We start from the raw sequence: 24,416 nt of genomic DNA on the forward strand, positions 1-24,416 counted from the left end.
TCTTAAGGGCAATCAAGGTACGTTAAACGAGGATGTGAGATTATTTTTAGAGACAGAGGCAGCCAAAACAAAGAATAGTGCTATTTCATCACAGTATGAGCACGTTGACAAAGGTCATGGTCGTATTGAAATTCGCAAATGTTATGTGAGTAATCAAATTGATTGGCTTACGCAAAAGTCACAGTGGGAAGGACTTAAAAGCATTGTAATGCTTGAAGAAACTCAAGAATCTAAAGGGATAATAAGTGTTGAGCGTCGCTTTTTTATTAGCAGTTTAGATGCCGATGCAGAGAAACTTGCTAATGCAATACGTTGTCATTGGCATGTTGAAAATAGTTTACACTGGGTGTTGGATGTTGTTTACAATGAAGATAGGTCAACCGTTCGAAAGGGTAATGCTGCTGAGAATATGGCGATAGTCAGGCATATGTCACTAAATATGCTAAATAATGCAAAGGGGAAATTTAAGAACGTTGGCATCAAAGGATTGCGTAAGAAAGCAGCCTGGGGAAATCAGACTTTAAGCACTATTTTGGCTCAAGGTTTTTAGATGGGACAGCCGTGACCAAAATATTCGCTAAATCATACAAAAAATATTGCAAAGCAACATAATTAATGCAATTCGCAGTGAATTTATTTACAACACGCAAGGTAGACGTCTAGAATGTGGCTAAGCTTATTTTTGGTATATTTGCTTATTTAGCTTTTTAGCTTAGCTTGATTATTTATGCTTTTTTGATTTTATGATAAAACGGAGAGAAGACACTATGTCAGAAAGACCATGGATTAAACACTACCCAAATGGCGTACCGAGCGAAATTTCAGCTTCAACGGAAACATTAACCTCAATGCTAAAACAAGCCGCATTGAAGTTCCCAAAAAACGTCGCTCTATCCTGCCATGATCATGATATAACCTACGAACAAGTCGACCATTACAGTAACAAAGTTGCAGCATTTTTACATTATGAACTCGGCTTTAAACAAGGTGATAAAATTGCAATTATGCTACCAAACCTGCTGCAATTCCCGATCGTGCTTATCGGTATTCTCAAAATAGGCGCAAGCTTTGTTAACATCAACCCACTGTACACTGCACATGAAATCAAAGAAATCATGGAAGATTCCGGCGCCACCGGCATTTTTGTACTCAGCACATTTGCTCATTTAGTGCAAGAAGCAAAAAAAGATTTGCCACATGTTAAGCATATGATCGCAACAGATCTTGTCGATCTTTATGACTTTCCTAAAAAACAAATTATTCATTTTGTTGCCACACATCTCAAAGGCATGAAAAGCAAGCATGATCGTTCACAATTTCACAAACTAACCACAGCCCTCAATTACCACCTTGCATTTGATGAACAGAGTGTCACTATTTCTTGTGATGATATGGCATGCTTACAATACTCAAGTGGCACCACGGGCAAGCCCAAGGGCACCATATTATTACATCGCAATATTGTTGCTAACATTCAACAAGTATGGCTTTGGATTGGTAACCAAGTTGAGTTGGATAAGCAAACCCTTATTGGCGCATTACCGCTTTATCATATCTTTGCATTAACGGCTAATTTTTTCACCTTTTATCTTGCCGGTTCTAAGCATGTACTTATCCCTAACCCACGTGATATCAAGTCTCTGGTTAAAACCATGCAAAAAACGCCATTTACTATCTTCAATAGTATTAACACTTTATATGCTGCCCTTTTACACAATGACACATTCCGCCAATCGACATTCCCACATTTCAAATATACATTAAGTGGCGGCATGTCGACGGTTAAACGCATTGCGGATGATTGGAAAGCAGTAACAGGGGTGACCATTCACGAGGCATATGGTCTATCTGAGATGTCGCCAGCTGTTACCATTAATCGTTTTGATGATGATGTTTTCAATGGCACCGTCGGTTATCCACTGCCCAGTACCGATATATCCATTCGTGACGATGGCGGCAATCATTTGCCTGCCAATGAAAATGGTGAAATCTGGGTCAAAGGACCACAACAATCTCCAGGATTCTGGCATTTGGATAAAATCACTAAAGAGCACTTTACCGGTGATGGATGGCTTAAAACAGGAGACATTGGATTTTTGGATGACATGGGGCGCTTAACCATTTCAGGGCGCTCCAAAAATATGCTGATTGTTTCTGGCTTTAACGTTTTTCCAAAAGAAATTGAAAATACCATTTTGCAGATCCCCGCAGTCAAAGATGTTGCTGTTGTCGGTGCGCCATCGCACTCAAGTGGCGAGAAACCCTTTGCTTTCGTGGTGCTTGAAGATAGCCAATCACTTACTGCCAAAGAAATTACCGAGTTCTGCTATACGCGTCTTGCGCATTACAAAACACCAAAAGACATTATGTTTTTGGAAGAGTTACCTAAGAATCCAGTGGGTAAGGTATTAAAGCAAGAGCTTAAAGAGAAGTATATTCTAAGCCATAAAGAGCATCATTAACCGCATAGCACATTGGCGTATCCCGTTTTCTAAATTCGATACGCTAAGGTGGTCATAACTTTTGACAGGGCTTTCATAATTAGCTTTGCCCACAGTGGAAATTCAACACCCCCTGCAAGCGCTGCTTCATCGGCATGTGATTGCTCGTCCTTATACATTTGCATCAAAATCACACGTGATTTCTCATCATGAGTGGGGAGCTCGTTTAAATGTGCTTCTAAATGGCGCATCACCTGCTTTTCAGTTTCAATGACAAAGCCATAACTTACCTTGTCACTAATAAGTCCGGCGACAGCACCAATCGAAAAGGATCCAATATACCATAGAGGATTGAGTAAACTCTTTTTCGCATCCAAATCATCTAAGCGTGTTTCGCACCACGACAAATGATCATACTCTTCCTCTGCAGCATGATGTAAATGCGCACGTGTTTCATGCGTTTTAGCTACAAAGGCTTGTCCTCTGTAGAGCGCTTGCGCACAAATCTCACCGGTATGATCAACACGCATAAGTCCCGCCACATGTTTTGACTCAGTCGCGTCAAGTTCTGGTTCATTCATATCAAGCGCTGGTGTTGCTGACATTGGATTTGTTGCGGGCAAAACGACAGACTTCACAAAATGCTGCAGCTCCCCTAAGCATTGATCTAAAAATGAATGACGACGCATTGACATAATGACTCTTTTTTATTGCAGAATTCATGACTTGCATATTATACCTAACAAAAACTATTTAAAAGTTTGACGGCATATTTTAGCTAAATCATTTCCTTAACCAATTCAACAAAAGTTTTAATCTTTGGCTGAACATACTGCTGTTTTTGATAGTACATATTGATATTGACCTGAGGCGACGTAAAATCCGGTATTTTAATCTCGACTAAAGTACCACTTTTTAACTCATCAGTGAGCATATAACGATGCGCTTGGATAATACCTAGTCCATCTATGGCAAAACGTTTCATGCAACTGATATTATTAACACTTAAACGCGACTGACATTGTGCATTTAACTGTGGTTGACCCAATATAATCGCATCACGCCCACTGTGTGCTATAAAGTCGTGTGTTTGTAATTGCGTAATATTTTTAGGCAGTCCTTTACGCTCTAAATACTCAGGTGACGCACACAAAACATAATCGGTACTGCTTAAGCGATAAGCCACCACATCATCCGGTGGCGTCCAATTCACACCAAATACAATATCAACTTTTTCCTGATATAACTCCGGCATACGTTCCTCAACAATCAGTTTAACCTCCATGCTTGGATACAATTGCAAATAGCGCTTGATAATGGGCGCCAAATTTTCTTTAACAAAATAATAATTGCTACTAATAGAAAGTACACCTTCTGGATGCTCATCAAAGCTATTAATCAACTGACCGATCCCAAACCATTCACTTTCTAAACGCTGACACTGCATTAATAACTTGTGTCCTTCGCGCGTGAGCTCCACCTTGCGTGTTGTGCGTATCAGCAAATCTGCCTTTGCCAATGACTCTAACTGTTTAATGTTCTGACTAATTGCAGATTTTGTAATCCCTAGAGCATCAGCCGCCTTAGTAAAGCTCATGTGTTTAGCAACTGCCAAGAATGACGCTAACTGTACTAATGAAAAATCGCCTTGAAACATTGAATTGCCTTTAATTCATTCATTTATCTAAAATTAAATCTATCGTTTGTAAGCACCTAAAAATAGTAATCAATCAACAATAAATTGAGTTTACCCCTCAACCATGTAGTATAAGCTAAACAACCTCTCCTTCAAGGGGAGAGGTACTAGCCGATGCAACTTATTCTTGATTCATGACATAACTACTTAAAATAGAGGTTAACGTCTTAAACTCGAGAATTCTAGTGACTGCCAATAGCCTAAATATCTTGCAAATAGCGCATGATAGTCCTCGGTAACATTAACACCCAAGCGCTTTAAAGCACTCATCGTGTTGCTATTTTCTGTGGTGATAAAAGGGATTGTTTCCTCATTGTCATAGTAATCAATCAACGGAAAAAGCGGGTTGCTTTCAGTAATTTTTCTCAGTTTACTTCGCCATTGATCTAGTGCAACAACCTCAACTTTATAACCTAAATCATTCATAATGCCAAAGATATTCGCGTGTGTTATTTGTACGTTATTAACAATATTCCAACCATTGGCTTGTGTATACGCCAATTGTGATAAGGCGACAATGCTTTGCGCCACTTGATCCACTGGGATCATCTCATGTTGCGAGCATAGATCAGGTGCAACCTCCATCTCAATACAGCCTAAAATAAAGCGCGTTAAATTATTCTTTTCATAGTTGCTTTTTGCGGTGGTTGATTGTCCTGTGATTTGCCCTAAGCGATAAATATCAACTGCAATACCATGTGCTTGCGCTTTCCACAGCAACCACTCTGCTGCCCACTTAGTCACCGTATAACCAAAGCTAATATCCGGATGAATGGGTGCCACTGGCGGCATGCCTTCACGCGCAATGGTTGAAACGCAGTTAACCGCCGCATATTTTGTCGAGATAAAATGAATACGCTTTGACTTAATATGACAGGCTAGTTTAATAATCTCAGCAGTACTGCCAACATTGGTGGGCGCCATACGCTCATAACTTTGCAAATGGTGAACGTAAGCGCCATTGTGATAAATCGCATCAAGATTCGTACTTAGTGACTCCCAATCATTATCACTTAAGCCAAGTTTGACCTCTGCCAAATTGACAATAACAATCTTAAGGCGCGAATGATCAATATGCGCATTAAATCCATAGCGTTTAAGATTAGCATCAAGCTTTGCTTTAGCATCTGAGTATGAATCTCCTCGAATCGCACAATGAATTACTGCCTTGGTATTTCGCATCAACTCATCAATCAAGTGCACGCCAAGATAACCATTGGCACCAGTGACAAGTACCTGTTTATATTCTTCTGGTAAGCTTTGCGCACTCATACCTGTAGGTGGAATATAACGCTCGATATCAGTTAATGCCATTAACAAATTATCGTTTAATCTTATTTCAGCGGACATTGAAACTCCATGTCAATCAGATATAAATCATATTGTAGAAGTAAACATGTGTTGTTGCCAGTGGTATGTGCCTTTATCCTTTTTATATGGAATAGCCTTAGCGCTTTTTATTTTGCTTTGTTAGAATCAAAGGCATTAGAATTAACCCACTATCATACGCAATATGCAACAATTCTTTATTCAAGGGGAATCAGGCGTTATTGAAACAATCGTTGACACACCCAAAGAGAACTTACATCCTACAATAACCGTAGTTATTTGCCACCCACACCCTTTATTTCAAGGCACGATGAATAACAAAGTAATTACCACCATTGCCAAAGCATTTAATAATCTAGGTATTGAAGCTGTACGTTTTAACTACCGCGGTGTTGGGCAAAGTCAAGGTGAGTATGCTGACGGTATCGGTGAACTACAAGATACTTTATCGGTGATTGATGATGTACACCAGAGAAAACCCAGTCAACAAATCATCCTAGCGGGCTTTTCTTTTGGCGGTTCTATTGCCTATAAAGCAGCAACACACTACAAAAATAGTATTAAATCTTTATTAACCATCTCTCCTGCAGTTGTTAACTTTCCACTAGAGCAACAGCCTGAGCCTACAATGCCGTGGTGTCTTATTCAAGGCGTTGATGATGAAGTGGTCAGCTACGCTACAGTTAGTGATTTTTTTATCCAAAAGACCACGGTTGATGCAACATTTATTCGTCTTAATAACGTTGGTCATTTCTTTCACGGGCAATTGGTTAAATTAAGAAAACATCTTGAACAACATTATCAAAGTGAGATCAAATCATGGTAAAAACTAATGACATTACACGCGTAAAAAATTACCTCTTAGCACTACAAGATGATATTTGCGCCAAATTAGAAAAAATTGATGGTCAGCGCTTTCAGGAAGATAACTGGCAATATCAAAATGGTCAAGGTGGTGGACGCACCCGTGTATTAGAAAATGGCAATGTTATTGAAAAAGGTGGGGTGAACTTCTCACATATTGAAGGCAGTAAACTACCCAAAGCCATTTTAGCCATGAAACCTGAACTGACAGGATTTTCATTTCAAGCAATGGGCGTGTCACTGGTCATTCACCCACAAAACCCTTATGCACCAACTTCACACATGAATGTACGTTTTTTTATTGCTGAAAAAGAAGGTCAAACACCCTTTTGGTGGTTTGGAGGCGGGTTTGATTTAACACCCTTTTACGGTTTTGAAGAAGACTGCATTCACTGGCATACCATGGCATATAATGCCTGTAAAGACTTTGGTGACAACACCTATGACAAATACAAAAAACAATGTGATGAATACTTTTATTTGCCACATAGGCAGGAGTGTCGTGGCATTGGCGGTTTATTCTTTGATTACTTAAATGAGTGGGATTTTGAAAAATGCTTTGCCTTTACCCAGTCTGTAGGGGATCATTATATCAAAGCCTATGCACCCATTTTAGACACGCGCAAAGATACAGACTATGGTCAGCGCGAACGCGAATTTCAACTCTATCGCCGTGGGCGCTATGTTGAATTTAATCTTGTGATTGATCGTGGCACTCATTTTGGCTTGCAGTCATCAGGTCGCACTGAGTCAATTTTGATATCGTTACCGCCTTTAGTTAAATGGGTTTATAACTATCATCCACAAGCAGGATCACAAGAGAAAAAACTCTATACCGATTTTCTACCGGTTCGTGATTGGTTAGTCAGTAAGTAATGAATCAAGAATAAGTTGCGTTTTACCCCTCACCCGTGCAGCTTAAGCTGCACGACCTCTCCCACAAGGAGAGAGGTGATAGCTGGTGCAACTTATTTTGGTGAATTCTCTAAATGACACAATGCAACATTTCTAAAACAAGCAAGTGTGGACAAAAAGCACCTAGCCACAGGCTTTGAAAGACACCCATAAAAATTGGCTGCACATTAACCAGAGATTCACTTGCATTTTTAAAAGCTTTTTGCTGTAATACTGCCAGCGGTTAAAACGCGATCAACTTTTTTGGCGTTTTGACCCGAGAGCCCACTTGATTGCATAGCAAACAACGTATAAAACAATTGAATAAAAATAAACTTAATCCATTCATCAACATGTAAATCAGGTGATTTTGTTGAACATAAGGAGTTAACCATGTTAGATCTTGATATTGAACTAACTCAACACACAAAAACCGCCTTTCAACAGCCAATGACTGAGCAAAATGGTGCGCTAATGCGCAACGTCTATGTTCTCAATGATGATTTTACACCCATGGAATTTGTTCTTGAACTAATGCAAAGCATTTTTAAACTCCATGCTCAAAAGGCTGAGAAGGTCACTATGGAAGCCCACTACAAAGGAAAAGCACTCTGTGGCAAATACGCTAAAGACTTAGCTGAAACCATGGCTTGCAAAGCAATGGAAATTGCACAAAAAGCCGGACATCCACTGATGCTTATCACGAGTAAAGCTTAACGCGCTTATTCGTCCTGACTTACTTTTTTATTAAAAAAAACTCGATTTAGTAGTTTCGAGTTTTTTTGTGCCTGCAATTCGTCTATTATAAAGCATAAGGATCATAAACTATTGCAGGTGTCGTATGCTAAGTAAGGAACTAGAACAAACATTAAATCAAGCATTTCAGCATGCAAGAGACCTAAAACATGAGTATTTAACTGTTGAGCACTTATTAAGTGCGTTGGTCGATAATGCTGATGCTAAAAAAGTATTAAAAGCATGTGGAGCTAACCTTCCCGAGCTTAAAAACATTTTAAATGCATTTATTGATCAATCCACACCAAAACTGACTGAGGACGGCAAAGATACCCAACCAACACTTGGCTTTCAGCGCGTCTTACAACGTGCCGTTTTTCATGTGCAATCTTCAGGACGTGGTGAAGTGCAAGGTTCAAATGTGTTAGTCGCTATTTTCAGTGAGCAAGACAGCCAAGCCGTAAGCTTTCTTAAGCAGCAGAATGTTACACGCTTAGATGTTGTCAACTACCTTTCACATGGTGTTTCAAACAATAACAATACCAGTCAAAGTACGCAACAAACCATTTCAAATGCGCCAACTGAAGAGCAAAAAGAGAAAACGCCCCTTGAACTATATGCCGTTAATCTTAATCAACGTGCCAAAGATGGTAAAATTGATCGTTTAATTGGACGTGATTATGAAATTGAGCGTGTCACTCAAGCGCTATGTCGTCGTCGTAAAAACAATCCCTTGCTTGTTGGTGAAGCAGGTGTTGGTAAAACGGCTATTGCCGAAGGCTTAGCCAAAAAAATCGTCGATAAACAGGTGCCTGATGTTTTAGCAAATGGCGTTATCTACTCTCTTGATATGGGCACATTACTTGCAGGCACCAAATACCGTGGTGATTTTGAGAAACGTTTTAAAGAAGTACTCAAACAGCTAGAGGAAGAAGAAGGTGCTATTTTATTTATCGATGAAATCCACACCATTGTCGGCGCAGGTGCTGCCTCAGGCGGGGTTATGGATGCATCAAACTTAATAAAACCTGCTCTTGCCTCTGGTGATTTAAAGTGTGTTGGGTCAACCACTTACCAAGAATATCGTACGATTTTTGAAAAAGACCATGCACTGGCGAGACGTTTCCAAAAAGTCGATGTCGAAGAACCGACAATTGATCAGACATTTGAGATATTAAAGGGACTGAAGCCTTATTTTGAAGATCATCATAATATCAAATATACATTACCAGCATTACAAGCTGCAGCTGAGTTATCCGCCAAATATATTACGGAGCGCTTTTTACCCGATAAAGCAATCGACGTGATTGACGAGCTTGGCGCTTATCAACGTACAAGTAGCAATGCAAAGAAAAAGAAACTGATCAATGTTACCGATGTTGAAAATATGGTTGCACGTTTAGCGCGAATCCCTGCCAAAACGGTTTCAGCATCAGATAAAAGCTCGATGGCAAACCTTGGTAAAGACCTTAAGATGCTTGTTTACGGACAAGACAAAGCCATTGAAGCGATGGTTGATACCATTAAACTCGCTCGAGCAGGGTTACGAGACCCTAATAAACCTTGGGGGTCATTCTTGTTTGCTGGTCCCACTGGTGTTGGTAAAACAGAAGTAACACAACAACTTGCTAACTTACTGGGTGTTGAGCTTCTACGCTTTGACATGTCTGAGTACATGGAAAGACATACCGTATCACGCTTAATTGGCTCACCTCCTGGCTATGTTGGCTATGAAGAAGGTGGTCTGTTAACCGAAGCAGTAACTAAACACCCTTATGCCGTTGTACTCTTAGATGAGATCGAAAAAGCGCACCCTGATATTTATAACTTGTTATTACAAGTAATGGATCATGGGACATTGACGGATAACAATGGTCGCAAGGCTGACTTTAGAAATATCATTTTGATTATGACAACCAATGCTGGTGCTTTTGAGTCACAGAAAAATTCAATTGGCTTTGCTAAACAAGACAGCGCACCTGATAGTATGGATGCACTTAAACGCGTCTTCACACCTGAGTTTAGGAACCGTTTGGATGCTGTTATCCAATTTGCGTCACTATCTCAAGAAGACGTTAAGTCTGTAGTTGATAAATTCCTAGCCCAACTGCAAGGGCAACTTGATCAGCGCGGTGTTTCACTTGAGGTTGATGACAAAGCCAAAGACTGGTTAGCCGCGCATGGTTATGATGAAAAAATGGGTGCTCGTCCAATGGCGCGTTTAATTCAGGAATCCATCAAGAAACCATTAGCTGAAGAAATTCTTTTTGGTAAGCTTGCATCTGGCGGTCGTGCTGAACTCACAATCAAAAACGATAAATTGGCGTTTAAATATAGCTAATTTTAAATTACCCGTAAGGGCAATTCATGAATTGCCCTTACCCATGAGCCCATGAGAATTGCCCCTACACTGCCATGAATATACTGAGTAAAGTAATACTGACAATAGAGAATATAAACATTTTGCGCGCCCATAAGTCTTTATTTTCAGCCTTAAACCCTTTGATGCTAAGCGCAATCCATGCAACGCCTAAGATAAATGCAACAGCCAAATACAGCAAATGAACATGTGCAACCACTGCCAACATTAATGTAGCAATCACATATAGCACAACAAAAATAAGCGTATTAACTTGCGTGTACAACATGCTGCGCTTAAGTGGCAAAACTGGGATATTTGCTGCGGCATAGTCATCCTTGCGATAGATAGCAATCGCAAAGAAATGCGGCATTTGCCAACAGACTAAGATAATAAATAGCGTTAATGCAACTGCATCAAATCGATTCGTCACTGCTGTATAGCCAATGACTGGGGGCACAGCACCAGAAATAGCACCAATAACCGTACCAAAGATTGAACTTCGCTTAAACCATAGTGTATAAGCAACCACATAGGCAAATAAGCCAATCGCTGCAATAATGACGGTTAAAATATTTGTCCCAAGATACAATGCGACAAAGCCAATGATACCTAAGATAAATGCATAACTCACGGCAAAACGTAATGATACTAATCCACAAGCTGATGGACGCTTTTGTGTGCGCTTCATCAACTGGTCAATATCGCGATCAATGTAGTTATTCAAAACACAGCCACAGGCGATGACAAATGCCATACCAATGAGTGCACTTAAAAAAACGATCCAAGAAAAATTACCTTGAACCGCGACAAAAAAGCCACCGCACAAGGTAACGATATTACCGAAAATAATTCCGGGCTTGATGAGTTTAATGAGTTTCATTAACGTTACATGACCATCATCATGCTGTAAAGATTGAACATAATCCATAACGTACCGATAACTAGAATTAATACAACAATCACTGCAAATATGAAGCTAATCATATTCCAGCGTGCTTTTGAGTCTGTACTTAAGTGCAAGAAAAAGACTAACTGCACATAAAGTTGGATAAGTGCCAAAATTGCTACCGAGATATACAGTCCAACTGGAGGAAAGACCTTAAATCCAACTAAGCTAAATGCGATAACGGTGATAATGATTGACAATACAAAACCGGTAATGTAGGTCTTATATGTACCATATGCTGCCCCCGTTTCATGATCGTATAAATGTTCGCCTGCCATATTAGATCGCTCCCATTAAGTAGACGACTGAGAATACGAAAATCCACACGATATCCAAAAAGTGCCAGAACAAACCTAAGTAGGTTAACTTTGTTTTGCTCATTGGCGTGATACCATGCTTACGGATTTGGAAAATCATACTCACAATCCAAATTAAACCAATGCTTACGTGCAACCCATGCGTTCCCACCAAGGTAAAGAACGAAGATAGAAAAGCACTTTGTGCCCAAGAATGACCTTCCATATATAAATGATGGAATTCATAGACTTCCATAATAATGAAACCCAAACCTAAGATAAAGGTTACCCATAGCCAACCCGTAATAAGCTTAATATTACCTGAGTTACGCGATAGCGTTGCTAAACCAAAGGTAAAGCTACTCATCAAAAGCAGCATAGTTTCAACAAAAACAAATGGCAAGCTAAATAATTCTTTAGCACTAGGACCACCAAATGTATGCGTGTGAAATACTGCATATACTGCAAACAATGTCGCAAATAATACGCAGTCACTCATAATATAAATCCAAAAGCCAAATACGCTTTTAGAACCATCATAATGGTGGTGGTGTTCACCGTGATGGCTTTCTACTGCTGTAGTACTCATGCGCCCACCTTCTTCATTTTTTCAATTTCAGCTTCAGTTTCTTCCACTTCTTTTGCTTTCACATAGTAGTCGATATCATAATTAAATGAACGTGAAATCACCGAAGCAAGAATACCCAACAAACCAACGCCTGCTAACCACCAGATATGCCAAACAGCAGCAAATCCAAAAGCTAAAGCAAATGCGCCAATCACAAAAGCAACTCCTGTGTTTCTTGGCATATGGATATCTTCGTATGGGCGTTTCTCAGTCGCAGGACGATTTTCAATATTTAGCCCTTTCTTCTTGTGCTCCCAAAAGCCATCCAACGAATCAACGACAGGATCATGTGCGAAGTTATAAAAAGGTGCAGGAGAGGCAGTTGCCCACTCTAATGTGCGCCCATCCCAAGGATCACCTGTTAAGTCACGGTTTTTATGGCGATCTTTGATACTGACAATAATTTGAATGATTTGCAACAACACACCAATAGCAATCAACATGGAACCAACCCATGCCACAATCAGCCAAGGCTGGAAACCAGTTGATGCATCATAGTGATACAAACGACGCGTCATGCCAATAGCACCTAAGTAGTATAGTGGCATAAAGGCAACAAAGAAGCCGACGATCCAAAACCAGAAAGACCACTTACCTAAGCGCTCATTAAGCTTAAAGCCAAACATTTTCGGAAACCAATAGATAAGTCCAGCAAAGTAACCAAAGACAACACCACCAATAATGACATTGTGGAAATGTGCGACCAAGAACACACTGTTATGCATCTGGAAGTCAACACCTGGTACGGATAATAATACACCGGTCATTCCACCAATAGTGAACGTCACTAAGAAGCCCATCAACCAATACATCGGCGTGGTAAAGGTAATACGCCCACGGAACATGGTAAACAACCAGTTAAAGATTTTAACCCCTGTTGGAATCGCAATAATCATTGTCATAATACCAAAGAATGCATTGACGTTGGCGCCAGCTCCCATGGTAAAGAAGTGATGCAGCCATACCGAGAATGCCAAAATGGTAATAACAATACTTGCGCCAACCATAGTGGCGTAACCAAATAGTTTCTTCTTAGAGAATACAGACGCAACTTCTGAGAAAATACCAAAGGCAGGCAAGATCAAAATATAAACTTCAGGATGTCCCCAGATCCAGATCAAATTGACATACATCATCTGATCGCCTCCACCGCTAACGGTGAAGAAATTTGTACCTATATAACGATCCAACGTTAATAACGCTAAGGTTACCGTTAACACGGGGAATGCAGCAATAACCAAAATAACAGAACAAAGTGATGTCCACGTAAATACTGGCATTTTCATTAATGTCATGCCTTTACAACGCATTTTAATGATGGTGACAAAGAAGTTAACCCCCGTCATTAATGACCCTATACCGGATATCTGCAGTGCCCATATCCAGTAATCGACCCCGACCCCGGGACTAAAAGCAGTCTCCGAATAAGGTGGATAAGCCAACCAACCGGTATGCGCAAAATCACCGATCAATAGCGACATATTAACCAAGACCACGCCAACCACAAAAAGCCAGAAGCTCAATGAGTTAAGGTATGGAAACGCCACATCTCGCGCGCCAATCTGCAATGGAATCGCAATATTCATCAAGCCGAACATCAATGGCATTGCCACAAAGAAAATCATAATCACACCATGAGCGGTAAAGATCTGATCAAAATGCTGTGGAATCAAATAACCGGTACTGTCGCCTGATGCTAAGGCTTGCTGTGTACGCATCATTGCCGCATCGACAAAGCCACGAAACAGCATGACGAGTGCGACAATGATATACATAATACCAATTTTTTTATGGTCGACCGTCGTAAACCATTCACGCCATAAATAGCCCCATTTTTTGAAGTAGGTCAAACCACCTACTAATAACAACCCACCAACAACAATAAAGATAAACATTCCAAGAATGATCAATTGCTGGCTAACGGGTTCCCACAAATACGGGAAAGCTGTGTGCGGATCACTCAACCTTCCAATCAATGCTTCTAACATATTCGTTCCCTATTTATTCACACTTTAATGGCTCATTTCTGACATGTGATGCATATGCCCCATCATGCCAGGTTTATAGTTTGGCATCATGTAGTACATAACAATGTCATTAAATAAATTCTTATCAACTTGACCATAATATGTCACTGGGTTATCAATTGATTGTTTTGCCAAATGATCCCAGAAAAACTCCCAAGTCAGATCTTTCTTCGATGTCTTAGCCTCACTTACCCACTTCTTAAAATCAGCCTCAGAGGTTGCATCTGCATAGAACTGCATATGCGCAAAACCTTCACCTGTGTAATTTGCTGAGAAGCCACGATACTCGCCTGGGTTGCTTGCCAACAAATGAAGCTTAGTAATCATGCCAGTCATCGCATAAATTTGCCCACCTAGTTGCGGAATAAAGAACGAGTTCATAGGTGCTGCTGATGTGATTCTGAAGTTAATCGGGTGTCCTACAGGGATAACAATTTTATTAACCGTTGCAATATCATATTGCGGATAGATAAACATCCACTTCCAGTCTAATGCGACTACCTCAATCTCAACAGGAGACTTATCAGACGCTAATGGTTTGTATGGATTAAGTGAATGCGTTGTCACCCAAGTTACAATCCCTAAAATCAAGATAATCACACATGGAATCGCCCACCAGACGATCTCAAGTGCTGTGCTGTGAGACCACTCAGGGCGATATTTTGATTTAGTTGCAGAGTCGCGATAGCGCCATGCAAACCAAAACGTCAAGAAAATCACCGGGATTACCACGATTAACATTAATAAAATAGCAAACACTAACAGTCTAAGCTCATGATGTGCAACAGGCCCTTGCGGATCTAACACCCCTGAGGAACATCCCCCAAGCAACACTGCTGGCAATAATACCATCAATGCAACAAACGGCTTAGCTAAAGGTTTTTTGCGCTTTGATTTTCCGTCTCCAACACCTAACAAAGACAATGGCTTTACCATCTTTTTCAGTGCGGACACAAAAAAGTACAAGTACTTGATCATATCGATTTCCTTAGTTCCTTTATATCTAGCTAAGTTATTGGAAAATAACTTAGCGCATAGTATAACTATTTTTTTCCTAATTAAAACTGGGATGATTGAGTTTATGGCGAAAAGGTGCTGATGACATCAAGCGAGTGTACAATTATCACTCAGGATCATGATGAATACTCTATTATTGCGCTCATTCAGAATTTATCAATGCTTTCTGCCTTCATCTCAGTCGCTAAGGCTTTTACTTCTTCGATTGGTTAATGGCACTACCTTAAGAAGTGACTTGTAAATATAGGCTTTGCAACGAACTTAAATCTATCATCCCTGATAAAATGGATTGCCACGCATCCATACTCGCAATGACACCCTCTGATTTGTCATCCTAAGCCAAGATGGCGTGAGGTTCCAGTGCGAAGCTGCCATGGACGGTTAGTGATCCTCCTAAAGGTAGTGCCATTAGTTTATGATGGGTATAAACACGCTTTAACAAAACCTTCAAATAAGCGATGTCCATCGCGCGGAGTTGAGGTAAACTCTGGGTGAAATTGGCAAGCGATAAACCACGGATGTGTTGGAATCTCAACCACCTCAACCAGCTTCTTATCCTGCGATTTACCACTGATCACAAGTCCTGCATCCTCCAATGCTCCAACATAATTGTTATTAACTTCATAACGATGGCGATGACGCTCTTTAATGCTATCTGCGGCATAGACCCTGTGCGCTAAGCTGTCCTTTTGCAAATGACATAACTGCGCACCAAGACGCATTGTGCCTCCCATATCAGATTGAGATGTGCGCTTTTCTTTGTCACCCGTTGCCGTTTGCCACTCAGTGATCAATCCAATTAAAATATCTTGGGCTTTTGGATCAAACTCAGTGCTATTTGCATGTTTTAATCCCAATACATTACGTGCATATTCAATCACGGCAACCTGCATACCTAAGCAAATCCCTAAGAATGGGATTTTGTTTTCACGCGCGTATTGCACTGCTTTGATCTTGCCTTCAACGCCACGTGACCCAAAGCCACCTGGCACTAAAATACCATCGACTTTACCGATGACTTTTTTAACATCACCTTTTTCAATATCTTCTGAGTCAATAAATTTAATATTAACCTTGGCATGATTGTGAATTCCGGCATGAAACAGCGCTTCATTCAATGACTTATAGGCTTCCGTTAAACTAACATACTTACCAACCATGGCAATGGTGATCTCTTTTTGTGGATTATTAATCTCATAAACCACTTTATCCCATTCGGATAAATCCGCTGAGCGCACATGCAGTCCTAATTGACTGACAACACAAATATCTAACCCTTGATCGTGATATTTGCGCGGAATCTCATAAATACTTGACACGTCTTCCGCACTAAAAACAGCTGACTCAGCAACATTAGTAAACAAGGCAATTTTACGTTTCTCATCTTCACTAAAGCTCTTTTCACAACGACAAACCAAAATATCAGGCTGAATACCAATCGAACGCAACTCTTTGACTGAGTGCTGTGTTGGTTTTGTTTTTAGCTCGCCTGCGGCTTTAATATAAGGCAATAATGTCAAGTGTAAGAATAAACTACGTGATTTACCGAGCTCTTGCGCTAATTGGCGAATCGCTTCAAGAAAAGGTAATGATTCAATATCACCTACCGTACCACCGACTTCAACAATGGCAACATCAACCTTATCCTCAACACCTTGTAAGATTTTAAGCTGAATCTCATCCGTAATATGTGGAATCACCTGAATCGTACCACCAAGATAATCACCACGGCGCTCTTTTTTTATCACATCTTGATAAACGCGTCCTGTGGTGAAGTTATTACGCTTGCTCATCTTAGTGCGAATGAAGCGCTCATAGTGCCCCAAATCAAGATCGGTCTCAGCACCATCTTCGGTGACAAATACCTCACCGTGCTGCAATGGACTCATTGTGCCAGGGTCAATATTAATATAAGGATCAAGCTTCATTAAGGTAACATTTAAACCGCGACATTCTAATAAAGTTGCCAAAGAAGCCGCCGTGATCCCTTTGCCTAATGATGACACCACACCACCGGTAACAAAGACAAATTTAGTACGTTGATTTTCAATACGAGTTGACATAAAAAATAATACATTAAGCGCTGCTAATGTTGGCAAAGCATAGCAAAAAGCCCTTGGTGAAGCTAGCTAAATTTATAATATAAGAACTTTAACTTTACTATTTAAAGGTTACCGCTTGGCTCTCACTACTCTCACTATGTAATAAATTTATATATCATTACTATACATGAGAATATCGCCAGGCTGACAATCTAAGGCCTCACAGATAAGTGCCAAGGTTGAAAAACGTATCGCCTTAGCTTTACCCGTTTTTAAAATTGATAAGTTCTGCTCTGTAATACCAATTTTCTCTGCCAGCTCTTTTGAGCGCATCTTGCGCATTGCCATCATCACATCTAAATTTACAATAATTGCCATACTCATCTCCTAAATCGTCAAATGACTTTCTTCTTCAAGCTGTTGCGCTTGTTGCATTACCTTGGCAATTAAGATAATAACCGCTCCGGTGATCAAACTAACCAGATCGATACCTGATAAACTCAATGTTAACATGCGCTGCCCAGGCGGATTGGCAAAGCTTAATATCACCGAAATAAGTGCATCATAAATAAGCTTGACTGCCCACTACTTGCTGAGTCTTTACTAAAGCTTAACCAAAATAAAAAAGTAACAATTGGTACCAAATAAAAACATATTTGAAAAAACCAATAATAACGATAACTTGACTGTTGAAACTTAGACATATTTTCTCCTGAATGATTACTTTTACCACAAATAGGTACGAACACTATAACAAGTTAAAATGCATTTTCGCAATCATTTTTTATTGTTTATCGGCAATTAATTACTGTATAAGAATGTAAATATATATTCAAAAACAATACTAAAACTCTAAAAACTAGCGTTAATATAAAGTTTCGCTTCAACTTCACACTCATCACAAAATCACACATTAAAAACACTACAAATATTTCCATAACCCCTTTTATATCGCTGAAATCTGATATTTTTTGATATTTTTCTGCATTTTTTATCCAAAATCATATGATCAAACTTGCATTTTTAGCACGCTTTGACTAACGTTGACGGCGGTAATTGTGTTCAAGTTACTTTTGAAATAAAAACAGGAGAGCAAATTATGAAGAAAATTATTGCAACAACTGTCGCTGCTGCGGCACTAATCAGTGGCTCAGCATTTGCTGCTGGCGCGCAAACCGGTCTAGTAGTCGGTGGTAATTTAGGGCTTGCCACGCCAACTGGAAAACTAAAACTTGATGATCAATATAATGCTGCCAAAAATCTAGGCGCTACTTCAGCATCACAAGATACCGGTAATATTGCTGGTGGATTGTTTATTGGGTATGACTATGCACTTAGCCCAATGCTAACCGTTGGTGTTGAACTCGGTGGGCAATATGCCTATGAAGTCTCAAAACTAAGCGCAACGGTTTCGGGCCTATCGGGAGACGGAAAAGTAAGTGTAGTAACGGTGCCACTATTTTTAACTAGTAAATTTTATATCCCCCACACAGGCGGCTTAAATGTTTTTGCCAAAGCCGGTTATGCCTACAATAGAGTTAATGAAACCTATAACGGTGATTTAGCTACCGCAGCTGGATTATCTGACATGCATATAAACTTATGGCGCCCAGTCGTTGCTGGCGGTATTGGCTATCAATTACAGCAGTTTAATATTTTCGCACAATACCAATATAACTGGTTGCCTTACAAAGGCGAAAATAGCGGATTAGGCACACTGTCTGCTGGTGTTGCTTACACCCTTCCTATGTAATCAACCATCTTAACCATCTTTTATTTTAGGCGAGTTTTAACTCGCCTTATTTTTTTGTATGCCAAACAGATTTCTTATTCCACAAACGCTTATCTTACGCTTAAAAATTTGCAAAAAGATGATATGACGACTTAATTTTCTTAAGCTCAGTCTGCTCTTTTAATGCGCTTTAAGTGGTATACTTGGCTGCGATTGAGGTGGGTTAATTAGCGACGCTACCATTGTACACGCTTTTAAATTTTTGGGGAGTTTTCAGCATGGTAGGTAAGAATAATTTATAGCTCTTAAAACAACCCATAAATCGGTGAAATAAGTGTGACTAGTAACGCAGGGAATACGCCAAGGAGTAGAATAAGTGCCGCATTGATGCTTAAGCCAAACAAGGTCACTTTATTGGCATAAACGGGTGTTTGATTTTTCGGTAGATCAAAGTACATCGACTTGATCACACGTAGATAATAGTAACACGCGATAACCGACATAATTAAGGCATAGATACCTAATCCTAAGTGCCCTGTATCAATCAAGCCCATAATCACAAATAGCTTAGCAGTGAAGCCTGATAATGGTGGGATACCTGCCATTGAGAACATCACGATCAACATGATAAAGGCAATCCATGGGTTACGACGATTCAATCCCGCAAAATCTGCCAAGTTCTCAACTTCATTGCCACGAACACTTAATACGATCAACACACCAAAGCCAGCTGCCGACATCAACACATAGATAATGACATAGAAAAGCGCCGTTGAGACGGCAAAAGCCGCGGGGTTTAATATCAGTGCTAATAACACAAAACCAATATGCGAAATGGTTGAATAACCCAACATACGTTTGACATTTTTCTGTGCCAATGCCAGTAAGTTACCAAAGAAGATCGACAGTACCCCTAATACAGTCAGCACTTTACTCCACGCAAACGCTTGCGCTGGCATGCCAATCATTAAGATATTGACCAACATCGCAAAAGCGGCAACCTTCGGTACTGAGGCTAAAAAAGCCGTAACGGCATTGGGTGAGCCTTCATAAACATCAGGCACCCACATATGAAAGGGTACGGCACCCAACTTAAAAGTCGCTGTTGCAATCATCAACACCATGGCAATTAACACAATTTGCGAATGCTCAACCTGAGGATTCGCAAGATATTTACCGATTTCCGTTAAATCCAAGCTGCCGGTAACACCATAGATAAATGACATACCATACAGCAACAAACCTGAGGCAATCGCACCTAATACAAAGTACTTAATTGCCGCTTCCGCACCTGTCGCAAAACCACGACGAATGGCTAACAATGCATACAAAGGTAACGACAACAACTCTAAACCAATATAGATGGTTAATAAGCTATGCGCTGACGTTAACACAAGCGCACCTAGAATAGATAATATTGACAAGACATAAAACTCGCCTTGTGGCAGTTTTCTATCTTCAATATATTCTTTGCAATAGATAAAGACAAAAAAGACGACAAGTATGATGACTTCTTGCAAGATAAAAGTCAATTCAGTTGATAAGGTCTGCCCTTCAAAACCAACATGAATATGTGAGTTAAGTGACTTTAATAAAATCCAAGCGGCAATAATCAAAAAGACTTGTGTCAGAATATAGGCAATATTTTTGACTTTCTTGCCAAAGAATAAATCCGCCAGCATCACAACCAATGCGGCAATGCCTAGCGTAATTTCAGGAAGTATGGTGATAATATTTGCTAACATCATTTCTCTTTACCCTATCGTTACCGCATGTGCAGCTTGAATAATATGCGTTGAAGCTGCTGAAGAAAGTTGTAGAATTGGTTCTGGATAAACACCAAACCAAATAGTAGGAATCGCCAATAACACAAAGACAAAAATCTCAAGACCACTAATGTCTTTTAAGTTAGCCACTTGCGTTGTAACGACCTTGCCAAAGAACACACGCTTATACATCCACAGCGTATAGGCAGGTGCGATAACAAGCGTTAACCCTGCTAATAGCGCCACCCATGGTGAGTATTTAAATACCGCTAAGATAATCAAGAATTCACCGACGAATCCACTGGTACCTGGCAAACCAACATTCGCCAAACAAAATAGCATAAAGAACGTCGCAAAGATTGGCATTGAACGGGCTACCCCTTGGAAATCGGCAATATTGCGGCTTTGCATTCGTAAATATAGATAACCGCAACCAATAAACATACCCCCCGATGAGAAGGCATGGGCGATCATTTGAAACACCGCGCCTTGAATCGCTAATTGCGCATCTGCCATACCTAATACTTGATCTGGATTATTCTTCACGAGTAAGAAGATAGAGAACATTGCCAACGTCACTAAGCCCATATGCGAGATCGATGAGTAAGCGATAAGACGTTTAAAATCCGTCTGCGCAATTGCCACAACGCCAACATAAACAATTGCAATAAGTGAAATACCAATCAAAAACCAATCAAGGACTGCTGTAACACTTGGGATCAGTGGCAATACAAAACGTAAAAAACCATAAGCACCCAACTTTAACATCAATGCGGCAAGGACAACCGAACCACCAGCTGGTGCCTCAGAATGCGCATCCGGCAACCATGAGTGAAATGGCCACATCGGAATCTTAACGGCAAATGCCAAAAAGAACGCACCAAATAATAACCACTGTGCAGTCAAGGTAATATTGACCAATTGCCCCATATCATTAACTTGTGTTGCCCAGAAAATAAAGTTCTGAATTGAGAACGTACCACTGTCAACTAAGCTTGCACTTGGTAAACTTGCTACTTGTTGTTGGATATACAAAAATGCAACCAACAAGAAAATAGAACCGGCAAAGGTATATAAGAAGTATTTGATCGCAGCATAGGCTTTTTTCTTACCACCCCAAATACCGATACCTAAGGTGGTTGGGATTAATAGCGCTTCCCAAAACACATAAAATAGCATCGTATCCTGCGCCATAAATACCGCATTGGTTAAGCCGGTGGTGATCAGGAAAATTGCCATATATTGTCTTAATCGTACTTTGATGCTACGCCAAGCGGCAAGTACAATCACCACATTGGTAAAGCTTGTTAAGATAATAAATAGTACGGAGAATCCGTCAACACCAAGGTAATAGTAAACCGCATCATTATTATTGAATAAACTAAACCAACGCACACGCTCAACAAACTGCATGCTGGCACTGGTTGGATCAAACTCAAGATATAAAGGAACACACAACAAAAGCGTTAATATGGCAACTGCTAAAGCTGTCCAACGTGCCGCCTCTTTTTTGCCATCTGGCGATTTCGCTGCCAATACAATAAAGCCACCGATAATCGGCACCCAGATTAGCAGGCTTAATAAATAGTGAGTTATAAACATAGTATTAACTTTCCTTTAACCAAAGCCTTAGTTTACCCAAAAAATCAGCCATGTAATCAATGCCAAAACACCAATCAACATCACTAGAGCGTAGTCAAACAAAAACCCACGTTGTACACGTGTCATCTTCTTGCCCGCAAAATAAATCAAATCCGCACTGCCTTGAACAGCAACTTTATCAATCATAAAGATATCGATCACAACCCATAGCACTTTACTTAACAGTACAACACCTTTAACAAACACAAGATCATATAAGCCATCGATAAAGTATTTTTTGACAAGGATGTAGTGCAAAATACCAAACCCTGAGCGCACGTTGGCTAATGCTTTTGGAATACTTGGGGCTAAGACATAAAAGATATATGCCATAATCAGTGCTGAAATTGCCAACCAGAATGCAGGTGTTTGCACAGAGTGCATCACGAAATCCCATGGCGTTTTAGTGGCTGCTTCTTGTGCTAGGGTTGCGACAACTGTCATATTACCTAAAGCAGGTTCATAGTATTGTGCGATCGTATTACCAAAGAAGCCATGTGCATTAGCAAGGTTTGGTGTTAATGCCGGTTCAAAAAACAACATCCCCGCAAATACCGATGGAATCGCTAATAAAATCAATGGAATCAAAATAGTCAAAGGCGATTCTTTGACATGCGCCTTGGTGTGCGCATCCATTCGTGTTGGACCATGGAATGTCATAAAGATCATTCTAAAGGTGTAAAAGGACGTGACAAACGCACACGCTAATACTAAATAATAAGCAAACTCGTGTCCTGGCAAGGTTGTCGTTGCTGCGGCATCAATAATTAAGTCTTTTGAGAAGAAACCGGCAAACGGTGGAATGGCTGCCAATGCCCAGCCACCGATAATCATACAGATATAGGTCACTGGCATATATTTTCTTAAACCACCCATCTTGCGCATGTCTTGCTCATGATGTAATGCCACAATCACCGAGCCGGCTGCTAAGAATAATAATGCTTTAAACATCGCATGTGTCATCAAATGGAACATACCAATTGAAAAGCCTGAGGCGCCTTGAGCGACCATCATATAACCCAATTGTGACAAGGTACAATAAGCAATAACCCGCTTAATATCCATTTGCACAATCGCAATTAATCCCATAAACAAACAGGTAATTGCGCCAATGATCATGACAAAACTTAATGCTGTTGCCGAATGAACAAACATCGGTGATAAGCGCGCAATCATAAAGACACCTGCTGTGACCATCGTCGCGGCATGGATCAATGCAGAAATCGGTGTTGGGCCTTCCATCGAGCCTTCTAACCAAGTATGCAGCGGGAATTGCGCTGATTTACCCATCGCCCCGATAAACAGAAGCACACACATCAACGTGATCGGGCTAAATTGCATACCCAAGAACGAAATCATTTGTGTATTATCAAGATTGGCAACTGCTGTGAATACGGTGCTGTAATCGATTGAGTTGCAGTAATAAATCACTGCAGCAATACCAAGTAAAAATCCTAAGTCACCGACACGGTTAATGATAAAAGCGCGTAAGCTTGCTTCATTGGCAGAGTCTTTATCAAAGTAATAACCGATTAAGAGATATGAGAATAACCCTACCCCTTCCCAACCAAAGAAGAGTATCAAGAAGTTGTTACCCATGACCAGACAAAGCATGGCAAATGTGAAGCCCGAGATATAGGCAAAAAAGCGCGCATAACCGGCTTCACCTTTCATATAACCAATTGAGTAGACATGTACTAATGTTGAGACAAATGTTACGATCAACATCATAAAGACAGATAGTTTATCGACAGTGAAACTAACCGTCATACCTAAAGATGGGAACAATGCCCAGTTGAAGTAGGTCACGGTATAAACGTCATTGTGCAAATAAACGCCTAATGCCAGAATAACACTCAAAATAAATGATAAAAGTACCAAACCAATCGTAATGCAGTTAACACCTGTTAATTGCACCTTTTTAGAGAAAAAGCCGGCAACGATTGCACCTAATGCCGGTGCCAAGATAATAATGGCAATAATAAAATCAATTCCCATCG

23 protein-coding genes are annotated in these 24,416 nt (G+C 40.2%); 7 read left to right on the forward strand and 16 right to left on the reverse strand.

Annotation, left to right across the window (positions count from 1 at the left end; all coding sequences use genetic code 11):
* Both ACTS4L_RS00740 and ACTS4L_RS00745 read left to right on the forward strand, forming a co-directional pair.
* Positions 1-550, forward strand: a 550-nt coding sequence (locus tag ACTS4L_RS00740) for an ISAs1 family transposase (RefSeq protein ID WP_440651600.1), incomplete at its 5' end; no start/stop codon positions are given.
* Between the two features lie 217 nt (positions 551-767).
* On the forward strand, positions 768-2,462 hold the full coding sequence (locus ACTS4L_RS00745) for a long-chain-fatty-acid--CoA ligase (RefSeq protein ID WP_440615961.1): 1,695 nt from the start codon (positions 768-770) through the stop codon (positions 2,460-2,462).
* 29 nt (positions 2,463-2,491) lie between these two features.
* On the opposite strand, the gene coq7 is transcribed toward ACTS4L_RS00745, so the two are convergent.
* The 3 genes from coq7 to ACTS4L_RS00760 all read right to left on the reverse strand — a co-directional run bounded on the left by coq7 (position 2,492) and on the right by ACTS4L_RS00760 (position 5,487).
* Positions 2,492-3,130, reverse strand: a complete 639-nt coding sequence (gene coq7 / locus ACTS4L_RS00750) for a 2-polyprenyl-3-methyl-6-methoxy-1,4-benzoquinone monooxygenase (RefSeq protein WP_440651624.1) — start codon at positions 3,128-3,130, stop codon at positions 2,492-2,494.
* Between the two features lie 89 nt (positions 3,131-3,219).
* Positions 3,220-4,098 carry a LysR family transcriptional regulator gene (locus tag ACTS4L_RS00755; protein ID WP_440615963.1) on the reverse strand — a complete coding sequence of 293 codons (879 nt, stop codon included), beginning with the start codon at positions 4,096-4,098 and terminating at the stop codon, positions 3,220-3,222.
* A gap of 198 nt (positions 4,099-4,296) precedes the next feature.
* The gene (locus tag ACTS4L_RS00760; protein ID WP_440615965.1) at positions 4,297-5,487 is read right to left on the reverse strand and encodes a thioester reductase domain-containing protein; all 1,191 of its coding nucleotides are present in this window, start codon (positions 5,485-5,487) and stop codon (positions 4,297-4,299) included.
* Positions 5,488-5,650: 163 nt separating this feature from the next.
* Between ACTS4L_RS00760 and ACTS4L_RS00765 the strand changes: the two genes are divergently transcribed.
* Positions 5,651-6,292 (forward strand): alpha/beta hydrolase, encoded by a 642-nt coding sequence (locus tag ACTS4L_RS00765; RefSeq protein ID WP_440651602.1) that lies wholly within the window; start codon positions 5,651-5,653, stop codon positions 6,290-6,292.
* Positions 6,286-7,206, forward strand: a complete 921-nt coding sequence (gene hemF, locus ACTS4L_RS00770) for an oxygen-dependent coproporphyrinogen oxidase (protein WP_440615967.1) — start codon at positions 6,286-6,288, stop codon at positions 7,204-7,206. The genes ACTS4L_RS00765 and hemF overlap by 7 nt, the downstream gene beginning before the upstream one ends.
* 230 nt (positions 7,207-7,436) lie before the next feature.
* Here the strand turns inward: hemF and ACTS4L_RS00775 are convergent, their stop codons facing one another.
* Entirely contained in the window at positions 7,437-7,619 is a 183-nt protein-coding gene (locus ACTS4L_RS00775; protein WP_440615968.1) for a hypothetical protein, read from the reverse strand.
* Here ACTS4L_RS00775 and ACTS4L_RS00780 point away from each other — a divergent pair.
* Entirely contained in the window at positions 7,618-7,941 is a 324-nt protein-coding gene (locus ACTS4L_RS00780; RefSeq protein ID WP_440615969.1) for an ATP-dependent Clp protease adaptor ClpS, read from the forward strand. The genes ACTS4L_RS00775 and ACTS4L_RS00780 overlap by 2 nt on opposite strands.
* Before the next feature lie 124 nt (positions 7,942-8,065).
* A complete protein-coding gene (gene clpA / locus ACTS4L_RS00785) occupies positions 8,066-10,300 on the forward strand; it encodes an ATP-dependent Clp protease ATP-binding subunit ClpA (RefSeq protein ID WP_440651604.1) in 2,235 nt (744 codons plus the stop codon).
* A 64-nt stretch (positions 10,301-10,364) separates the two neighbouring features.
* Here clpA and cyoE read toward each other — a convergent pair whose 3' ends face one another.
* The 9 genes from cyoE to ACTS4L_RS00830 all read right to left on the reverse strand — a co-directional run bounded on the left by cyoE (position 10,365) and on the right by ACTS4L_RS00830 (position 17,981).
* Entirely contained in the window at positions 10,365-11,249 is an 885-nt protein-coding gene (cyoE, locus tag ACTS4L_RS00790) for a heme o synthase (protein WP_440615972.1), read from the reverse strand.
* A complete protein-coding gene (gene cyoD / locus ACTS4L_RS00795) occupies positions 11,207-11,545 on the reverse strand; it encodes a cytochrome o ubiquinol oxidase subunit IV (RefSeq protein ID WP_440615973.1) in 339 nt (112 codons plus the stop codon). The genes cyoE and cyoD overlap by 43 nt, the downstream gene beginning before the upstream one ends.
* A gap of 1 nt (position 11,546) precedes the next feature.
* The gene (gene cyoC / locus ACTS4L_RS00800; protein ID WP_440615974.1) at positions 11,547-12,152 is read right to left on the reverse strand and encodes a cytochrome o ubiquinol oxidase subunit III; all 606 of its coding nucleotides are present in this window, start codon (positions 12,150-12,152) and stop codon (positions 11,547-11,549) included.
* Complete coding sequence (gene cyoB, locus ACTS4L_RS00805; protein WP_440651606.1) at positions 12,149-14,179, reverse strand: cytochrome o ubiquinol oxidase subunit I; 2,031 nt, start codon at positions 14,177-14,179, stop codon at positions 12,149-12,151. Before cyoB ends, cyoC begins: the two co-directional genes overlap by 4 nt.
* Positions 14,180-14,203: 24 nt before the next feature.
* Positions 14,204-15,070 carry a ubiquinol oxidase subunit II gene (gene cyoA, locus ACTS4L_RS00810; RefSeq protein ID WP_440616031.1) on the reverse strand — a complete coding sequence of 289 codons (867 nt, stop codon included), beginning with the start codon at positions 15,068-15,070 and terminating at the stop codon, positions 14,204-14,206.
* A gap of 578 nt (positions 15,071-15,648) precedes the next feature.
* Complete coding sequence (locus tag ACTS4L_RS00815) at positions 15,649-17,298, reverse strand: CTP synthase (RefSeq protein ID WP_440615977.1); 1,650 nt, start codon at positions 17,296-17,298, stop codon at positions 15,649-15,651.
* Positions 17,299-17,445: 147 nt separating this feature from the next.
* Positions 17,446-17,655 (reverse strand): helix-turn-helix domain-containing protein, encoded by a 210-nt coding sequence (locus tag ACTS4L_RS00820; protein ID WP_440615978.1) that lies wholly within the window; start codon positions 17,653-17,655, stop codon positions 17,446-17,448.
* Between the two features lie 9 nt (positions 17,656-17,664).
* Complete coding sequence (locus tag ACTS4L_RS00825; RefSeq protein ID WP_440615980.1) at positions 17,665-17,826, reverse strand: DUF2975 domain-containing protein; 162 nt, start codon at positions 17,824-17,826, stop codon at positions 17,665-17,667.
* Complete coding sequence (locus ACTS4L_RS00830; RefSeq protein WP_440615981.1) at positions 17,823-17,981, reverse strand: hypothetical protein; 159 nt, start codon at positions 17,979-17,981, stop codon at positions 17,823-17,825. The genes ACTS4L_RS00825 and ACTS4L_RS00830 overlap by 4 nt, the downstream gene beginning before the upstream one ends.
* 395 nt (positions 17,982-18,376) lie before the next feature.
* Between ACTS4L_RS00830 and ACTS4L_RS00835 the strand changes: the two genes are divergently transcribed.
* Positions 18,377-19,030, forward strand: a complete 654-nt coding sequence (locus tag ACTS4L_RS00835; protein ID WP_440615983.1) for an outer membrane protein — start codon at positions 18,377-18,379, stop codon at positions 19,028-19,030.
* A 284-nt stretch (positions 19,031-19,314) separates the two neighbouring features.
* Here the strand turns inward: ACTS4L_RS00835 and nuoN are convergent, their stop codons facing one another.
* Genes nuoN through nuoL form a run of 3 tightly spaced genes read right to left on the reverse strand, consistent with a single transcriptional unit; the run spans position 19,315 to position 24,414 of the window.
* Entirely contained in the window at positions 19,315-20,757 is a 1,443-nt protein-coding gene (gene nuoN, locus ACTS4L_RS00840) for an NADH-quinone oxidoreductase subunit NuoN (RefSeq protein WP_440651608.1), read from the reverse strand.
* Positions 20,758-20,763: 6 nt separating this feature from the next.
* A complete protein-coding gene (locus ACTS4L_RS00845) occupies positions 20,764-22,377 on the reverse strand; it encodes a complex I subunit 4 family protein (protein WP_440615986.1) in 1,614 nt (537 codons plus the stop codon).
* Positions 22,378-22,404: 27 nt separating this feature from the next.
* Positions 22,405-24,414: an NADH-quinone oxidoreductase subunit L gene (gene nuoL / locus ACTS4L_RS00850; RefSeq protein ID WP_440615987.1), complete on the reverse strand. Its 2,010-nt coding sequence runs from the start codon at positions 24,412-24,414 to the stop codon at positions 22,405-22,407.
* Positions 24,415-24,416: the final 2 nt, after the last annotated feature.

Origin of the sequence: Cysteiniphilum sp. 19S12-1, assembly GCF_052030685.1 — a bacterium.
GTDB lineage: Bacteria > Pseudomonadota > Gammaproteobacteria > Francisellales > Francisellaceae > Caedibacter.

What these genes read in the sequence shown, in the direction of transcription:
- ACTS4L_RS00815 (WP_440615977.1), bottom strand. Translation starts at nt 17,298, where the DNA reads ATGTCAACTCGTATTGAAAATCAACGTACTAAATTTGTCTTTGTTACC.
- ACTS4L_RS00745 (WP_440615961.1), top strand. Translation starts at nt 768, where the DNA reads ATGTCAGAAAGACCATGGATTAAACACTACCCAAATGGCGTACCGAGC.
- cyoA (WP_440616031.1), bottom strand. Translation starts at nt 15,070, where the DNA reads ATGGTATTATTGCCAGCAGTGTTGCTTGGGGGATGTTCCTCAGGGGTG.
- ACTS4L_RS00845 (WP_440615986.1), bottom strand. Translation starts at nt 22,377, where the DNA reads ATGTTTATAACTCACTATTTATTAAGCCTGCTAATCTGGGTGCCGATT.
- cyoC (WP_440615974.1), bottom strand. Translation starts at nt 12,152, where the DNA reads ATGAGTACTACAGCAGTAGAAAGCCATCACGGTGAACACCACCACCAT.
- ACTS4L_RS00775 (WP_440615968.1), bottom strand. Translation starts at nt 7,619, where the DNA reads ATGGTTAACTCCTTATGTTCAACAAAATCACCTGATTTACATGTTGAT.
- clpA (WP_440651604.1), top strand. Translation starts at nt 8,066, where the DNA reads ATGCTAAGTAAGGAACTAGAACAAACATTAAATCAAGCATTTCAGCAT.
- ACTS4L_RS00780 (WP_440615969.1), top strand. Translation starts at nt 7,618, where the DNA reads ATGTTAGATCTTGATATTGAACTAACTCAACACACAAAAACCGCCTTT.
- ACTS4L_RS00760 (WP_440615965.1), bottom strand. Translation starts at nt 5,487, where the DNA reads ATGTCCGCTGAAATAAGATTAAACGATAATTTGTTAATGGCATTAACT.
- ACTS4L_RS00835 (WP_440615983.1), top strand. Translation starts at nt 18,377, where the DNA reads ATGAAGAAAATTATTGCAACAACTGTCGCTGCTGCGGCACTAATCAGT.
- nuoN (WP_440651608.1), bottom strand. Translation starts at nt 20,757, where the DNA reads ATGATGTTAGCAAATATTATCACCATACTTCCTGAAATTACGCTAGGC.
- cyoB (WP_440651606.1), bottom strand. Translation starts at nt 14,179, where the DNA reads ATGTTAGAAGCATTGATTGGAAGGTTGAGTGATCCGCACACAGCTTTC.
- cyoD (WP_440615973.1), bottom strand. Translation starts at nt 11,545, where the DNA reads ATGGCAGGCGAACATTTATACGATCATGAAACGGGGGCAGCATATGGT.
- nuoL (WP_440615987.1), bottom strand. Translation starts at nt 24,414, where the DNA reads ATGGGAATTGATTTTATTATTGCCATTATTATCTTGGCACCGGCATTA.
- hemF (WP_440615967.1), top strand. Translation starts at nt 6,286, where the DNA reads ATGGTAAAAACTAATGACATTACACGCGTAAAAAATTACCTCTTAGCA.
- ACTS4L_RS00755 (WP_440615963.1), bottom strand. Translation starts at nt 4,098, where the DNA reads ATGTTTCAAGGCGATTTTTCATTAGTACAGTTAGCGTCATTCTTGGCA.
- ACTS4L_RS00820 (WP_440615978.1), bottom strand. Translation starts at nt 17,655, where the DNA reads ATGGCAATTATTGTAAATTTAGATGTGATGATGGCAATGCGCAAGATG.
- cyoE (WP_440615972.1), bottom strand. Translation starts at nt 11,249, where the DNA reads ATGGATTATGTTCAATCTTTACAGCATGATGATGGTCATGTAACGTTA.
- coq7 (WP_440651624.1), bottom strand. Translation starts at nt 3,130, where the DNA reads ATGCGTCGTCATTCATTTTTAGATCAATGCTTAGGGGAGCTGCAGCAT.
- ACTS4L_RS00830 (WP_440615981.1), bottom strand. Translation starts at nt 17,981, where the DNA reads ATGTCTAAGTTTCAACAGTCAAGTTATCGTTATTATTGGTTTTTTCAA.
- ACTS4L_RS00765 (WP_440651602.1), top strand. Translation starts at nt 5,651, where the DNA reads ATGCAACAATTCTTTATTCAAGGGGAATCAGGCGTTATTGAAACAATC.